This is a genomic window from Solibacillus sp. FSL R5-0691, assembly GCF_037974225.1.
Classification (GTDB): domain Bacteria; phylum Bacillota; class Bacilli; order Bacillales_A; family Planococcaceae; genus Solibacillus.
In genome coordinates, this window is record NZ_CP150231.1 from 1,770,711 (window position 1) to 1,786,979 (window position 16,269).

The window sequence follows — 16,269 nt, forward strand, 5'->3', positions numbered from 1 at the left end:
CCTTTTATTGAATAAAAGAAAGAGGCTGCCCGGAAAACCTTTCCGGCACAGCCCTTTCACAGAAATATTGTACAGTCTGTTCTAACTTCTCTGAAGCTGTCTATTGAATAATCCGTGCTTATTTTAGTACATTCTCATTAAATGCTTTCAGGAAGTTAATTTTTGACCAAGCTGTCCCTCCCTGTGCCAATGCATCTATAAGATTAACATGCACATTATTTGTTTTAGCAGCAGTTGTACTGTTAAAAATCGGATTATCTAAAATCTCCTGTAATAACTCAGGCGTATCTTTATTTTCATCATCAGCAAATTGAAGGAAAATCATATCCGGATTCCACTCTGCCAATGTTTCATATGTAATCGTTGTTTGTGCTTCTATTAAATTCAATTCTTCTGGTACTGTAAAACCAAAATCTTCATAAATAGAAGGGTTTAAATATACTCCAGCAGGATAGACCGACAAACCGCCACGTACACGAATGATTACAACCTTTTTATCTTTCAGCTCACTGTTGGCAATCGATTCTTTCGTACTGGCTAATTGCTTATCATAGTCATCCAATGCTTTCTGTGCTTCTGATTCTTTACCGGCTATTTGGCCAAATAATAATAAATTTTCTTTCCAGTTTGTAGAAATATGAGAGTACGGGAATGTCGTTGCTATTTTGTTATAATTCGACATTTGCGCTTCATCCCATTTGCTAGTACCTAAAATTACATCAGGGTTTAAAGAAAGCATTGCCTCGGTACTTGGCTCTTTTTTGGAACCGACAACTGCTGCCCCTGCCAAATCTGCCTCCAAATATTTAGGAATAGTCGTGCCATCCGTAGAAATAACACCCGCAGGCTTTACACCGAGTACTGCAGCATCTTCCATCGCTTCCAAACTTGCTGTAATAATTGTTTCCACATTTGCAGGTACATCATAGTCGTTTCCTAAATAAGTAATTTTTTGTTGTATCGCTTTATCTGCAACAGGTTTTTCTTCACTTGTAACTTGATCTGTTTTATTTTCTGATTCAGCTGCAGATGATGAATCCACCTCTTCATTGCATGCAGCAAGCAATAATGCAATTGCCCCTGCACCAATTAATGTACGATATTTCTTCATTATTTTTCCTCCTGTTTTATTGATAACGATTATCATTATCATTTTATTTACAATGTCGATAATATCAAACGGTTGTTTTTACGTACATAGAGTTTTTTACAAAATGAATGGACTTTTGCTAAACAGTTAAATATTGCTTACGGAAATTTGTCGGTGTCATGTGATATTGCTTTTTAAAAACTCGGCAAAAGTAGAATGCATCTTGATAACCGATTAGTTCAGCAATCTCCTTAATCGGAATTGATGTCGTACGTAGCAATTCACGGGATTGTTTTAATCGGATTTCCGTTAAAAATTGAATTGGTGACATGCCGATTTGCTTATCAAACAAATAAGCAAATCTACGACGATCACATCCTATCTCCTCCGCGATTTCTGCTATTGTTATAGGTAAATTATAATGTTCGGTTATAAATGTAATCGCCTGGTCCACTACATTGTTTGAAGTTTGCATTTTTGCACAAATAACTATGAATTCTACCAACTGCAGGAACAGAGATTTACATTTCAGCCGGTTCATATCACCCGGTATTTTTTCAAAATGGATTAATTGGTGGACTAAATAATCCAATTTATGATGATGACCAGCAACGATTTCAAAATGGCCTATATCCATTGAAAAAGGACGGTTTAACATTTCATAATGCAGTACTGTATAATGCCATGGTTCCTTACTTGTAACTTTAATATCAATCGCCATATTAGGTCCGGCATGAAGGATTACTCCTTTATGTATCGCGTATACTTCCCCATTCAGTGAAAAATTTGCGCTTCCCGACAGAGTAATAACGAGTCCATTTAAACATGGTGCTGTATTACGATTGTGATCATGTACATTAGGAGCTAAACTTGTTACAAATAAATCTGCATATTGAATCGCTGAGTTGGCGAAAAATTTTATTAAATCGTTCGTTTGAATTCTCCTCACCCCTTATATTATTCATTACTATGCGAATGATAATCATTTTCAACAAGGGTACACTACTATGACTAGAAAATTCAACATATTTTTACAACTTGAGAGAATTTATGCAATTCTTCTTATAAAATATATTAGAAAATACACTAAGGAAATCTCGTTTTACATTATTAATTCTATTTTCCGAAAATAATGTTGATACATTCAAATCGATGATTTATATTTATTGTATTTTAATGGAATTGAGGTAAGTGGAACGTGTTTTACGTAATTCAATTTATTCTTGGCGGTACAGTGATGTTGCTCGCTTCTTGGTTAAGCAAATCGAATTTGCATTTTTTATCCGGTATTATTACATTGCTTCCGATATTAACGTTGCTTAATATGAGGCTGCAAGTGAAAAACATGACGGAAGAAACATTTCATATTGTGCAGCAAAACGCCATTTTTGGGGCTGTCGGCATGGTCCTGTTTACTGTACTTGTTTTTTATTTTTCAGGTTTGTGGAAGCCTAGTTATGCTATTTTAGGAGCCCTTTCAATCTATATCATTTTCATGGTCGCCGGCAGACCTTTGCTTACTTTATTACATTTATAATTGGCATCCTATTATATTATATTCTTCAAAATCAAAACGCATGGAACAGTTATTTATATAACCAGCTCCATGCGCATTTAAATTATTGATAAAACGGTTTTACTTCATAACCGCTTTCCTCTAAATGATAGCGAATATTTTTATCCACTAACAAGTGACCCGCTCCGACAACGACAAAGAAAGTTCCTTTTTGTTCTTCTAAAACATCAACAAGCTTTGCCGCCATTTCTGCATCACGTTTACCGAACAGCATCTGGTTGAACTCAGAAGTATCTCCTTCCATTTCACTTAAACTTTCCGCAAACTTTTCTACATCTCCTTTAACCCAATTCGTAAACCAATCCGCCATAAGCTGAACATCTTCTTCGGACTGATCAGCAGGCTCTAAAATACCGTCAAGTGCTGCTACTAAGGATTCTTCCTGTGCTTCTGGCGATAATGCTTCAAACATATCGACTTGTGCATTGATCCCTTCCAGCTCATAAATAGGTTTTTGCTGTAAGTAGGCGCTTAATAGAAATTGCATATCCACCCCATGCATCGCCATTTCTTCTGCTGTTAACCCAAACGCCCCATCCATCATCATCGACGAAAAATTATTGGAGAGCAGCCATGGCTTTTGCATTTCCAGCTCTTCCATTGGCATTTCAAGCTGTGTAGCGACCTTTTGAAGTTTTGCATATGTTTCTTCACTTACAACTTCTTTAATTGTACGACCATCGTTAAACATCGCTTTTTCAATATAATAATCCATACCAGTAGGATCTAATAAGTTTGCTTCAACAAAAAGGCCGTCCGATTCATCAAAGGCTTTTGTCAGTTTTTTATGCATTGGGTAAAGATCCGGCGTTCCTACATGGATTGAGCCCAGCAAATATACTTTGGTATCTTCATCTTCCACTACCCATGCAACACCTTTCGCGCCTGCATTTGCCTGCTCAAATGTATCCTGGATTAGTCGGACTGCAAAAATAACCGCATGTTGTGTCGTAGCTTTTTGATCGAGCATCAGGCCTTTTTCAGAGCCTTGTAAAACTTTATGTTTCTGCATATATGTTACAGCGTCATCTACTGTATCTAATTTGTATTGACCGACAATATTATAAAGAAGGTTTATAATATCACCACGTGTTCCATCGCCTTTTACCGCAACTGGGGTAAACTTTTCTTTCTTCTCTAAATTTAAACTTGCAATCTTTTGTTCAGTGAGTTCAATTAAATTATTTAAACGTTCCTTAGTAATCGCTGAACGGAAACCATCATAGTACCATTCAATCGGAAAAATTCCGTATTTTTCGCCTTCATTCAAAGTACCGATTGCCCAGCTGCTTATATCCGGTGTTACTTCATCAGCTTTAACGGCCGGAATAATTGATGTCAGCATCAATGTAGTCCCCAATGTAGTAGCTAAAACGGTTTTAGTCATCTTTTTCATTCAAACATCCTCCTGCATTAGAAAGTCATTTCCAAATTGATTTTATGAAATAAATTGGAGACGCGATGATGAAATTCATAATTGTTAAGTCATTTCCATAAATATCTCATTAAACAAGTGTAACATAAATTTATTTAAATATAGAATATTTTGGAACTTTCCCAACTTAACATACTTTCACTATCCAAGCTGTACTTAACTTTTATTCTAGATAATTTGGCATAAACAAAATTAACTATATTTTACAAAGGGAAATTATGCAGATTATTTTTTTATAATTGGGGTATTTTAAAAAGTAGTTACAAGAAAGGTGGTTTACATTCATGAAAAAATTTGCATTAATTTGCGCACTAAGTACAACTGCATTGTTAGTAGGCTGTGGTGACAGCGAAGAAGCAACCAACTTACCAGACAATGCACCGACAGAACAAAATACGATGAATCAGACAAGTACTGTAACCGAAACAACGGATGCCCCATTTAACTTTACTCACTTTGATTTGGATATCGAATATGCGGATGATAAAAGTTATGATGTGAGTTATGAAAATGAAGCATCCCGAGCGGAAGCACAGATTGAAGATGAAGTAAACAATACGAAGTTAGAAGGTAACGAAGCGACTAACAAATTGGTTCCGATTTTTGAAAGCTTCACATTCGATAAGGATACACCTGATGATGAAGTAATTGATGAAGTACTCCAAAAATTTGAACAACCTGACAGCTTTTTGGAACTGGAATTAGAAATTAAATTTGCAGATGGTACAGTAAAAGAGTACCGCCGCGTAGCACAGTAATAATAAAATGGGTTTGACAGAAGTAAAAATTTTATAAGAACCGATTCTTCAGCCTACTAAAAAGCCGTTTTATCTCCTAGAGAAAAACGGCTTTTTGAGTTAGAGTTAGCCTGCCAATGTCGTATGCTATCCTAACGAAGGCTAAATTAAATCATTTTTGCAATCTGCAAAGTTTTATACAATACTTTGGCCATTTGTGAACGCGTCAATTTTCCATTCGGGTCAAATTGGCCGTTTCCTTTACCATTAAAAATGCCTAGTTCATATGCCGCTGCGACATAATAACGATCAGCTGCTGAAAGCTGTTTAAAATCCGTAAATGGAACCTTATTTAAATCAGGATCTGAAATATGGATTCCTGCATATTGAAGTAATTGTATAGATATAACAGCCGCTTCTTTACGTGTCACAACTTTTTCGGCATTAAAAAAGTTGGAATGTGGCTTTTCAAGTATACCTGCTTCCAATAGAGCTTGAATGGAACTCTCAAACCACTTCCCATGAACATCCTGATAAGTAGAGAATTCATCTGTCGTTATATTCATGGAACGGGCAATCATCGCTGCATATTGTGCCAATGTTACGTGTGCATTCGGTTTGTAATAGCCGTTCTCACCTGATACGATTTTCCGTTTCGCCAATTGCTCAATTTCATAGCGATGCCCGTCTGTATGGATATCAAAAAGTTTTACTCGATTATTGATTGCTGTATATTGTGCAGATGTTTTCGTTTTTATCGAATAGGTATTTGCTATCTTTCTGTAAGGTGTTGCTGCATACTCCCCATCATCATGCAATCGGACAATTGCTGCGGAGGAAGGCAAGCCCTTTACTTCTATATCAATATAGGATGAAAATTCAAAGCTTTCATCATACATACTTGCCGTAAATAGTATGGATTGTTCATTCGTTTCTTCTATTGTTAACGTTAAAACATCATTATTATTTGTATTTTGTACCGCATTTTTCGGAATTGAAAGTGTAACAGTATCAGATACCGTTACTTTCGTATTCGAATACTTGTTCATTTTGGAAACAGGCAATACTACTGTATACATTTGACCTTTATTTGTAACTTCTATATTTGATGGATATTGATCTGGCTTGCCGGTTTCATCATAATAATATGGATCCCAGCCAGTAGGCGCATTGCGATGTACTTGTTCGATATACAGTAAATCATGATAATTGGAAACGAAGGTTTGCTGTAAGACATTTAATCCGTTGTACATATCACGAACGGCTGATACTTGTTCGATTGAAGAGCTTGTCGACAATTTGGATATTTCATTTATTACCTGCTGTGCGACTGAACGGTTGTTTGTCGGTGAATAATAGAACTCATATTCACGCTTTTTGTCATTCACAAGCGATGTTAATAACATTCTAAAATCGTATGGCAATAATTGATATGCCAGCATGGCCGTTTCATAATTGTAAACATAATTGCTGTCCTTTACAGATAATTGTTCAAGGCTAAGCTTTACTGCTTTCAATTTATTCAAGTTTTCCATATAATTCTGTAGCTGTAAGTATAAATAATTTGGAATGATCGCTTGCTGAGCTGACGATAAAGAAAGGTAATAACGATTCGCTTCCTCAATATCACGCAAAAAAGTACTGTTGCGTGAAGAAATGGCTGACATTTTATTTGAAAAAGTCGTCAGCACATATTGAGGGTTGTCTGTACTTTGCATGTAGTAAAAAAGTGTCGATGAATTACGGACTTGGTTTTGCTGATAATTTGATAATGCGTAATATGCATTTTTTGCCTCATTTAAATAATATTCGTATGTAGTACTTAATGGATTAATCTGGTCAATGAGTTTTTCCGTGTGTTCAACTTGCCAGTCATTTGCTGCATCTGGGTATGTAGGTACACTGAAGATGACAGCCGGTATTGTAAAAAGTGCCATATATTTTGTTGTTTTTTTCATACGTATAAACTACCTTCCTTTAGAAAACTGTTACAAATAGTTTAGCACAAAATACCTATTCGTTGTATATTTTTCCAATTTTTATTTAATACTCTCAAGATGTACCTTTTGATTAAGTTTTATGTTTAAATAGATTATAATATCGAAAATAGTATTTTTTTATCATATGGTGTAAAATTCGATTGACAAATTGGTGTTATGAAGTAATACGTATCAATGAAATGGATTTTATAGAGGGATGGTGGAAAAATTAATGGAAAATGATATGAACTACCTCAAATTCAAGCAATTATTTTCAGATCAAAATAAAAGTGAAGAAGTGAATAATGACTTTTTCAATTATTTCACATCTCTTACTACTAATCATCCGAATATTGTTGTTGTATTGTCTAAATTCGGTAAAGTACTTTCATCAAATAGTCAAAAACTCCATGATTTACTCGGTAAACCAATATTAAATGAAGCGGATTTCCGACAATTTGTTTATGGCGATAATTTGGAGTTACTTCGAAATACTTTTCAAAAAACATTAAAAGGACATTCCGAAAAATGCAATATTGAGATCAGGAATGATCTTAATAATACACTATTTCTCGACCTGACTTTCATTCCGATTATTATTGACGATGAGACTATCGGTATCTATTTGATCGTAACCGATAATACAGATAAAACTTTGATGAAACAGGAACTGTTACTTTGGGAAAATCATTTGAATTATGCACAGCAAATAGCCGAAATCGGAAGCTGGGAATATCATTTCAAAGAAGACAAGCTAATCTGTTCAAAAAACTTTTATAATATGTTCGGATTGGATTACAAAAAATATATCAGTATTGATGAGCCTTTCAAGCAAATCCACCCTGATGATTTGAATATCTCAATTCAATATTTACAAAAATCCATTTATGAAGGCGAAAACTATACACATAAAGTTCGGGTTTATCATAAAAAAACTAATGAATTAAAATATTTTAAAGTACATGCAGAAGTCTTTTGGGAAGAAGGAAAACCGACGAAAGTCTTTGGCATCATTAAAGATGAAACTTATCAAACTTTGCTGAAAAAGCAATTGATTGAGCAAAATGAAGGCTATAAATCCATTTTTGATAATCTTACTTCAGGGATATGGATGAAGGAAGATATAGGCGGTAAATTCCTCTTTGCTTCTAAAGGTTTAGAGGAAATATTGGAGATTCCCCTCTCCACCCTATATGAAGATTCAAAAGCCTGGCATAATATGATTCAGCCAGTACATCTTACAGAATTGGAAAATGGGAAAAAGAAATTGATGCGCGGGAATAGTTTCCAGTGGATATATCGGATTAACTCCGGGAACGAAAATACAAAATGGCTGCTTGAAGAAGTTGTCCCCCGCCTTGATGATCATGGCCAAATAACGAATATATTCGGTTTAGTGACCGACATTACTTATGAAATTGAAAAAGAACACAAAATCAATTACTTATCCAACTACGATCATCTTACAGGTCTGCCAAATCAGCAAAGTCTGTTTAAACAATTGGACCTCTTATGTGAGAGCGATGATCCATTTGCGATACTTTATTTTGACCTTGATCGCTTTAATATTATTAATGACTCACTCGGCTATTATATCGGAGATAAAACATTAAAGTACGTAGCCAATCGTCTTGAAACAATAATGCCGAAAGACAGTTATTTAGCTCGTCTGAGCAGCAATGATTTTATAATGATCATCCATAATTTTGAGAATAAAAAAGAAGTGCTTCAATATGCCAAAATGATAATCAAAAAAATAAGAGAACCATTTACGATTGAGGATTACGAGTTAAATATTTCAACTAGTATTGGAATTACCTTCTATCCTGATGAAGGGAAAGAAAAATTGACGCTTTTGAAAAATGCGCACACAGCCCTTCATAAAGCTAAAAAGGAAGGGAAAAGTAATTTTCAGCTTTCTTCTGATGAAGGCGATATATCAAATTATAAAAAATATGCGTTGGATCGGGATATGCGGAAAGCCATATCAAATGAAGAGTTTGAGCTACACTTCCAGCCGCAGGTAGAGACGAGAAATGGTTCTCTTTGCGGTGCTGAAGCGTTAATTCGCTGGAATCATAAAGAATGGGGATTAGTCTCTCCCGGAGAATTTATCCCGCTTGCCGAAGAAAATCATATGATCAATGGAATTACCGATTGGGTGATTGAAAAAGTATGTCAGCTTCTTAAAGAATGGAAGGAAAAAGGATTGCCGATCATCCCGATAGCAATTAATATTCCTCCTATTCGCTTTATGAAAAAAGGCTTGTTACAACATGTTAAGTTACAATTAGAAAAATACGGAATTGATCCGTTCTATCTGGAATTCGAAATTACAGAAGATACTTTGCTGAATATCGAATCGAGCGTATATTTAACAATTCAAAGCCTAAAAGATCTCGGAATTCGCATCGCAGTTGACGATTTTGGTACCGGCTATGCTTCATTAGCTTCGATACGAAAGTTTAAACCGAATAAAATTAAGATCGACAAAATATTTATCGATAATATTAATAACGAGGATAAGGTAGATAACGGCATTATTTGCGCTACATTACATTTGGCGAAATCCTTGGAGATGAATGTAGTTGCTGAAGGTGTGGAAGAAATTGAACAGCTGAAATTTCTTAAGAAGAATGATTGCGATGTCATTCAAGGCTATTTGTTTTCCAAACCATTAAAAAAAGAACTGTTCGAAAATATACTAAAAGCCGGCTATATATCCCCACAAGTTTCCTAAGCATCACCATTTAAAGAAAAAAACCGAAGCAGCATCCAATGCCGCTTCGGTTTTTTATATTATTTTGATTCGTTATATGCTTTTAAGAATTCTTTTACTTTTGCGCTGTCTGCTTCCAGTTTTAAACCTGTGTCAATTAAAGGTGAAACTGTTGATACAGCCGGCTTTTTCTTACCTTGGTAGTAGCTGATGAACTCTTCTTGGTTGATTGAGTGAAGGACTGCTTTACGTAAGTCTGCAGATTTCGCAGTTTCACGGCCGCTAGTATTGAACAATAAGTACGATACGGCGTTGCTGTCAGCTGTTTTTAATTGTAAGTTTTCATCGCCTTCCACTACATCTGTTTTCGTTTCAGGAACTGATTGTAATACGTGGATTTCACCATTACGCAATGCAGATAGTGCACTGTCATTATCCTGGATGAAACGAACACTGATGTTTTCAATTTTCGGCTCATTTTCTGTTCCTGCCTGGTATGCAGGGTTTTTCACGAATGTTGCTTCATAGTCATTTTTCTTCACTAAAATATATGGACCTGATGCTGCTAAATGGTTTGCATAGCTCGCGCCTTCAGTTACAGTTGATTGGTCACCGTATGCGATATCCGTGTTTGGATCATAGCTTGCTACATCAAATGTATTGACTGCAGTTACCGCAGCTTCTGATACAATACCGCCAGATTGGTGCGCTAAGTAGTTTAATACTTGCGGGAAAGGATTTGGTGTTGTCAATTTAACAACTTGGTATTTCCCTGATGCATTATCTACAGCTTTTTCATCTGTTACAACTTCAGAAATCGCTGCAGGCAGATCATCCGATAATTCTTCTAAAATTGACTTGCCATCTGCAGTTTTCACTGATTCCAATGATGTAATATCCGATACGATTTCAACTGTATCAATATTTTCATGGATTGAATATGTGCGGTGATCCGGTACCGAAGTTTCGTCTTTTGCACGGTTTAATGAGAATACAACATCTTCTGCTGATACTAAATCACCCGTATCAACAGCTTTTTCGCCTTCCACTTTTGCAAAGTTAATATCATCGCGCAGTACGAAATAATATTCTTCATTGTTTTCTGCAATTGCATGGTCGTATGAAAGTGAACCTTCTGATACAACTTCATCTGTATCTGATAAATTCACTAAACGTACATACATATTTGTATTCAATGTATTGATCGAGCCATCATTTGCCTTAACAGGATCAAGTGATGTCAATGATGCCAATGCTTGGTGAAGTACTAATGTTTCAGATGCATTTTTACCTTCATCATTGAATGAAATTGATTCCCATGCCTGAGCACGTGATTTTGGCAGACGTACTGTATCCGGATTCACTTCCGCTTTATAAATACCTTGGAATTTTTGAGAAATATATAATGGTGCAATATAGGCATTGTCGAATACTAAAGCTTGTTCCAGCTCTTTATATTTTTCCTTTGCTTCATCACCCGTTAATGTACTCGCTTCATCGATTAATTTATCGACTGTTTCATCTGAAGTACGGCTGTAGTCCCCGCCTGTTTTGAATAAACCGCGTACTGCATAGTCCGGGTTACCAGTTACAGTCGTCCAACTTGAAATGGCAATATCAAAGTTTCCAGCATCCTGTTGTGCTGTGAAAGAACCGTAATCTGGTTGGATATTCAGTTTCACATCAAAACCATTCTTCACTAATTGGTCACGCACAATATTCATGTCCTGCTCTGAAGAAGACATACCAAGTAATTCGATGACTGGTTTTGCTCCAGCCGTTTCAGTTGTTGAAGAATCTTTTTCCTCTACATCTGATTTTGTTTCGACACAGCCTGCTAATGCTACTGCTGCCACTGTTGCTGTTGATGCTAACGTAAATAATTTTTTATTCATGAAAAATTCCTCCAAAAAGTTAATTAGATTTTGGGTCCAATGCGTCACGCAGTCCATCGCCGAAAAAGTTAAACGATAAAACAAGCAGCATAATACATAGCCCCGGGAAAATCGCTAAATATGAATGTGATTCTAAATACGTACTTCCAACTTTTAAAATATTGCCCCACTCCGGTATATGCGGTTCAATTCCTAATCCGAGGAAGCTTAAACTACTCGTTGAAATAACAGCTCCTCCGATTGTTAAAGTTGCTTTGACAATCATCGGTGCCATTGCATTTGGCACGATATGTTTGAAAATAATCGAGCGGTCATTCGCCCCTAATGCACGGGCGGATTCTACAAATTCATAGTTTGAAATCTGCAGTACATTTGCCCGCATTGTCCGCGCATAGGTCGGGATGGCCCCGACACTTAAAGCGATGATCAGATTTGTCGTATTTGCGCCAAATGCGGCAATGATTGCAATGGCCAGCAAAATTCCTGGAATCGCATATAAAATATCCAATGTACGCATAATTATATTGTCGGTATTTTTACCATAATAGCCGGAAATCGCACCGAGCGCCCCGCCGATTATCGCCGGGATGATCGTCGCACAAAAACCGACGATCAACGAAATTTGCGCACCGAATACAATGCGTGAAAATAAATCCCGACCGAAATTATCGGTACCTAACGGATATTCCAATGTAGGTGTTTGCAGCAGTACTGCATAATTGTTTTCAACTGCAAAGTCATAATCGAATGTCCATGAGCTGACAACCGACAAACTGAACATGAAAACGATGAAAAACAGGCCAAATACAGCCATCGTATTGCGTAAGATTTTATTCCATGTTTTTTGCCATTTCTCTACTGCGGAAGGATCTGTATTTCGTGCTTTACGAATTAATGTGATCCCTAGTAACAGCGAGAAGAAATTACCTGTCAACGTTGGAATAAGCAGGACAATACCAAGCGGTAACACCCATTTCGGTGCTGTATCAGCTGTAACAAATTTCGCGATCAGCACAGCTACTGCCAAGTACAGTAATGCAAGTAGGATAAACCCACCCATTGCAAGAACAAATGTATCCACTACATATGGTTTGAACAAATTAAGCCCTGAAATCAGGATAATGAATATTTGTGTCATAAAAGCATAAACAGCAAATGTGTATTCTGCCGTTTTATTTTTCGATGCGAGCATAAAACCGAATCCGGCAGCAAATACATTCCCCACGAAAATTGTAAGTATCAACGGGATGCCAAGAAGGCGTGTACGTTTTGTCAGTTCTCGGTTTTTTGCCAAATCCTTTTTAATAAGTAGAGATGTGAGCCATACGTAAATTGTTGTGCCTAGATAAATCGCAAAAAAACCAACTACATACGGTCGCCATATACCTTCTGAAAAATTAAAACTATAAAGTAAAAACAGCAATGAAAAAATCGCAGAAAAAGCAATGGTAAACTGTGCATTTACATACTCTTGTGTTATTTTCAACAGCAGTTTTACATCTGATATAAATTTCACGTCGTTACCCTCTCCTAAGATTTTTTCATTTTCGAACGAATTCGTGGGTCAAAGAAAGCGTATAAAATATCGATCAGCATATTCACGATGGAAATGGTAATTGCAATATAGACAACCCCACCCAAAATTGCCGGAATATCCGGAATAAACTGCTTGTCGACAATATAACTTCCTATACCGCTAATATTAAAGACTTTCTCTGTAACTGCCGCACCGCCAAGCATTCCGCCAAACAACAGTCCAATAACTGTAATAATCGGAATCATTGCATTGCGGATTGCGTGTTTTGTAATTACTTTCCGTTCACTTAACCCTTTAGCTTTTGCAGTAATAATATAATCTTCATGGATTACTTCCAGCATACTGGATCTTGTCATACGGGCAATCGATGCAGTAATCGATGTTCCGAGAACAACAATCGGCAGAACGATCGACATCCAATTTCCCGGATTATATGTAGCCGGGAACCATTTCAGTTCAAGCGAGAACGTCAAAATGAAAATCAGCCCTTGCCAGAAACTTGGTATTGATAAACCGATTAATGCGATTAACATGAATACATAATCGATAAATGAATTCGGACGTACTGCTGAAATAATACCGACCGGAATGGCAATGGCAATCGCCATGAGTAATGAAAACATCGCGATTTCAAGCGTTACCGGAAATTTGTTCAATATGCTCTGCGTTACATCTTCCTTCCCGGCAAAGGATGTTCCTAGATCGAATGTGAACAGACCTGACAGTGAATGCCAAAGCTGCACTAAATAAGGCTGATCCAATCCGTATAGCTTATTAAAGTTTTCGACTTGTGCAGGTGTCGCCTCTACCCCAAGTAAATTGCGGGCTGGATCAAACGGCGAAATGTACAAAATCGTAAATACGAGTGTTGCCACCCCAACGATAACGAACACACTCTGTAATAAGCGCTCAAAAATAAAGCGAGCAAATGGATTACTCGTAATAAGTAGTAAAGCATACATCAAAATGCCAGGAATTATCGTAATCAGTAAAAAATACGGACGTTTAAATAGAGTACTAAAATAATTTTTATAGGAGTTTTCCACTACTCCATTTGCCGCGAGTACTTTTTCAACTTCTCGCTCCAATTTTTGCTGAGCAAGCGATTTCGCATTATTGATGATAGTTTGCTCATCGATCTTTTGATTGAAAAACTGAGCTTTTGTCCGTTCTTCTACTTCATATTGCTTATGCCACTCGAATACTTTCTCATCTTCTATTAATTGTCTCTTCACATTCATAGCTTTTTCCGCATACGTTGATTTAGAACGATTTACTAAATAGAACGGAATTGTAAAAATGTGTACGAGCAGACCGAGCAGCACGAAAGCGAAATAATAACCCTTTTTCGAAGCATTTTTTTGAAAGCTTTCAAAAAATAAATGCTGCATGTAATGAAAGCAGCTCCTTTCTTACAAATTCTTTCCACCCTTACTAACGTGTAAAGAATCTTCACACTTTTAATATTGTATAATCCCTACCTGTATAGTAATGTATTATGTAGAACGAACATTCAGAAGTCAATGAAATTATTTTATTTTTATTAAAGGATGAGCATTTTATGAGTAAAAAGTTGCTTCAAGTAAAGGATTTACGTGTATCTTTTATAACTGGAGAGCAAGAATTCGAAGCCGTAAAAGGCGTAAGTTTTCATGTGAATGAAGGTGAAACAGTCGGAATTGTAGGAGAATCCGGGAGCGGGAAAAGTGTGACAGCCCGTTCAATTATGCGTCTGCTTCCGTCTCCCCCCTCTTTTTTAAAGGATGGAACGATTGAATTTCAAGGAAAAAATCTGATTACGCAAACGGAAAATCAAATGGAAGCGATCCGGGGGAAGGACATTAGTATGATATTCCAGGACCCGATGACTTCCACGAACCCTACTATTCGTATTGGTGACCAAATTGCGGAAGGTATAATAAAGCATCAAGGGCTTTCCAAAAAAGAAGCGTATTCGAAAACAATTGAACTGCTGAAATTAGTCGGAATAAAAAATAGTGAAGAACGCTATAATCAGTACCCTCATGAATTCAGTGGCGGAATGCGTCAACGCGTGATGATTGCCATGGCATTAGCGTGTAATCCTTCCCTTCTTATCGCCGATGAACCGACAACAGCGCTTGACGTAACAATCCAAGCTCAGATTTTATCGTTGATGAAGGATATGCAGCAGCGATTTGGTACATCTATTATATTGATCACACATGATTTAGGTGTTGTTGCGGGAATGTGTGACCGCGTAGTTGTTATGAAGGAAGGCGAAGTGGTAGAACAAGGTACGACGGAAGAAATTTTCGCGAATCCGCAGCACCCTTATACAAAGCGGCTTTTAAACGCGTTGCCAAAGCTTCATGAACCAAAGCAGCCAAAAGAACAGCCGAATCTATCTCCTGATTTAAATATTAACGTGCCTTTAGTGGAAGTTAAAAATATATCCAAGCATTTTGAATTAGCAAAAGGCAATGTATTAAAAGCGGTCAATGACTTATCATTCCAGATTTACCCTGGTGAAACATTAGGACTTGTTGGTGAATCAGGATCCGGAAAATCGACAACCGGACGTACACTTCTTCAATTACACGAACCGACAGACGGTGAAGTGCTTTATAAAGGTGTGCCGGTCAGTCGCCTAACGAAAAATGAACTGAAAAGTATGCGTCGTCATATGCAAATCATCTTTCAGGATCCCTATTCAAGTTTAAACCCAAGAAAAAAAGTGCTGGATATTATCGGAGAAGCATTGGATGTTCATAAACTGTCCCCTTCCAAGGAAGCTCGCCGGGCAAGGGTGGAAGAATTATTGGAACTTGTTGGTTTACAAAAAGAGCATGCACTCCGCTATCCGCATGAATTCAGCGGTGGTCAGCGCCAACGAATTGGAATTGCACGTGCGCTTGCTGTGGAACCACAATTTATCGTTTGTGACGAACCATTATCCGCGCTTGATGTGTCCATCCAAAAACAAGTGGTGGATTTATTAAAAGACTTGCAGCAACGCCTAGGATTAACGTACTTGTTTATTGCACATGACTTATCGATGGTAAAGCATATTAGTGACCGTGTTGCCGTTATGTATGGCGGGAAAATTGTTGAGCTGGCAGAAAGTGAAGAGCTGTATGCCAATCCGCAGCATCCCTATACGAAAATGCTGCTCGATTCGATTCCAATTCCGGATCCGGCCATCGAAAAACAGAAAAAGCGTCGTGTGATGACAGACGAAGAACTGGCAAAGAACCGTTTTGATGGAGAGAACACAGAGCTTGTTGAAGTTACTAAAGGGCATTGGGTAGCGATTTAAAAG

General features: G+C 37.1%; 11 protein-coding genes. 4 read left to right on the forward strand and 7 right to left on the reverse strand.

The window, feature by feature from the left end; all coding sequences use genetic code 11:
* Positions 1-118: 118 nt before the first annotated feature.
* The gene (locus MKY51_RS08715) at positions 119-1,111 is read right to left on the reverse strand and encodes an ABC transporter substrate-binding protein (RefSeq protein WP_339176536.1); all 993 of its coding nucleotides are present in this window, start codon (positions 1,109-1,111) and stop codon (positions 119-121) included.
* A 118-nt stretch (positions 1,112-1,229) separates the two neighbouring features.
* The gene (locus tag MKY51_RS08720; protein ID WP_339176538.1) at positions 1,230-2,039 is read right to left on the reverse strand and encodes an AraC family transcriptional regulator; all 810 of its coding nucleotides are present in this window, start codon (positions 2,037-2,039) and stop codon (positions 1,230-1,232) included.
* Between the two features lie 249 nt (positions 2,040-2,288).
* Here MKY51_RS08720 and MKY51_RS08725 point away from each other — a divergent pair, with 249 nt between their 5' ends.
* Positions 2,289-2,627, forward strand: a complete 339-nt coding sequence (locus tag MKY51_RS08725; protein WP_339176539.1) for a GlpM family protein — start codon at positions 2,289-2,291, stop codon at positions 2,625-2,627.
* An 82-nt stretch (positions 2,628-2,709) separates the two neighbouring features.
* On the opposite strand, the gene MKY51_RS08730 is transcribed toward MKY51_RS08725, so the two are convergent.
* Positions 2,710-4,062 carry a TraB/GumN family protein gene (locus tag MKY51_RS08730; protein WP_339176540.1) on the reverse strand — a complete coding sequence of 451 codons (1,353 nt, stop codon included), beginning with the start codon at positions 4,060-4,062 and terminating at the stop codon, positions 2,710-2,712.
* A gap of 323 nt (positions 4,063-4,385) precedes the next feature.
* On the opposite strand from MKY51_RS08730, the gene MKY51_RS08735 reads away from it, so the two are divergent.
* Positions 4,386-4,859, forward strand: a complete 474-nt coding sequence (locus MKY51_RS08735) for a YusW family protein (protein ID WP_339176541.1) — start codon at positions 4,386-4,388, stop codon at positions 4,857-4,859.
* Positions 4,860-5,005: 146 nt separating this feature from the next.
* On the opposite strand, the gene MKY51_RS08740 is transcribed toward MKY51_RS08735, so the two are convergent.
* A complete protein-coding gene (locus MKY51_RS08740; RefSeq protein WP_339176542.1) occupies positions 5,006-6,796 on the reverse strand; it encodes an S-layer homology domain-containing protein in 1,791 nt (596 codons plus the stop codon).
* Positions 6,797-7,049: 253 nt separating this feature from the next.
* Between MKY51_RS08740 and MKY51_RS08745 the strand changes: the two genes are divergently transcribed.
* Complete coding sequence (locus MKY51_RS08745) at positions 7,050-9,557, forward strand: EAL domain-containing protein (RefSeq protein WP_339176543.1); 2,508 nt, start codon at positions 7,050-7,052, stop codon at positions 9,555-9,557.
* Between the two features lie 59 nt (positions 9,558-9,616).
* Here MKY51_RS08745 and MKY51_RS08750 read toward each other — a convergent pair whose 3' ends face one another.
* Genes MKY51_RS08750 through MKY51_RS08760 form a run of 3 tightly spaced genes read right to left on the reverse strand, consistent with a single transcriptional unit; the run spans position 9,617 to position 14,359 of the window.
* Positions 9,617-11,431 carry an ABC transporter substrate-binding protein gene (locus MKY51_RS08750; protein ID WP_339176544.1) on the reverse strand — a complete coding sequence of 605 codons (1,815 nt, stop codon included), beginning with the start codon at positions 11,429-11,431 and terminating at the stop codon, positions 9,617-9,619.
* A 19-nt stretch (positions 11,432-11,450) separates the two neighbouring features.
* A complete protein-coding gene (locus MKY51_RS08755) occupies positions 11,451-12,947 on the reverse strand; it encodes an ABC transporter permease (protein ID WP_339176546.1) in 1,497 nt (498 codons plus the stop codon).
* A 14-nt stretch (positions 12,948-12,961) separates the two neighbouring features.
* A complete protein-coding gene (locus MKY51_RS08760) occupies positions 12,962-14,359 on the reverse strand; it encodes an ABC transporter permease subunit (RefSeq protein WP_339171015.1) in 1,398 nt (465 codons plus the stop codon).
* Between the two features lie 170 nt (positions 14,360-14,529).
* Between MKY51_RS08760 and MKY51_RS08765 the strand changes: the two genes are divergently transcribed.
* The gene (locus MKY51_RS08765) at positions 14,530-16,266 is read left to right on the forward strand and encodes an ABC transporter ATP-binding protein (RefSeq protein ID WP_339171017.1); all 1,737 of its coding nucleotides are present in this window, start codon (positions 14,530-14,532) and stop codon (positions 16,264-16,266) included.
* Positions 16,267-16,269 lie beyond the last annotated feature (3 nt).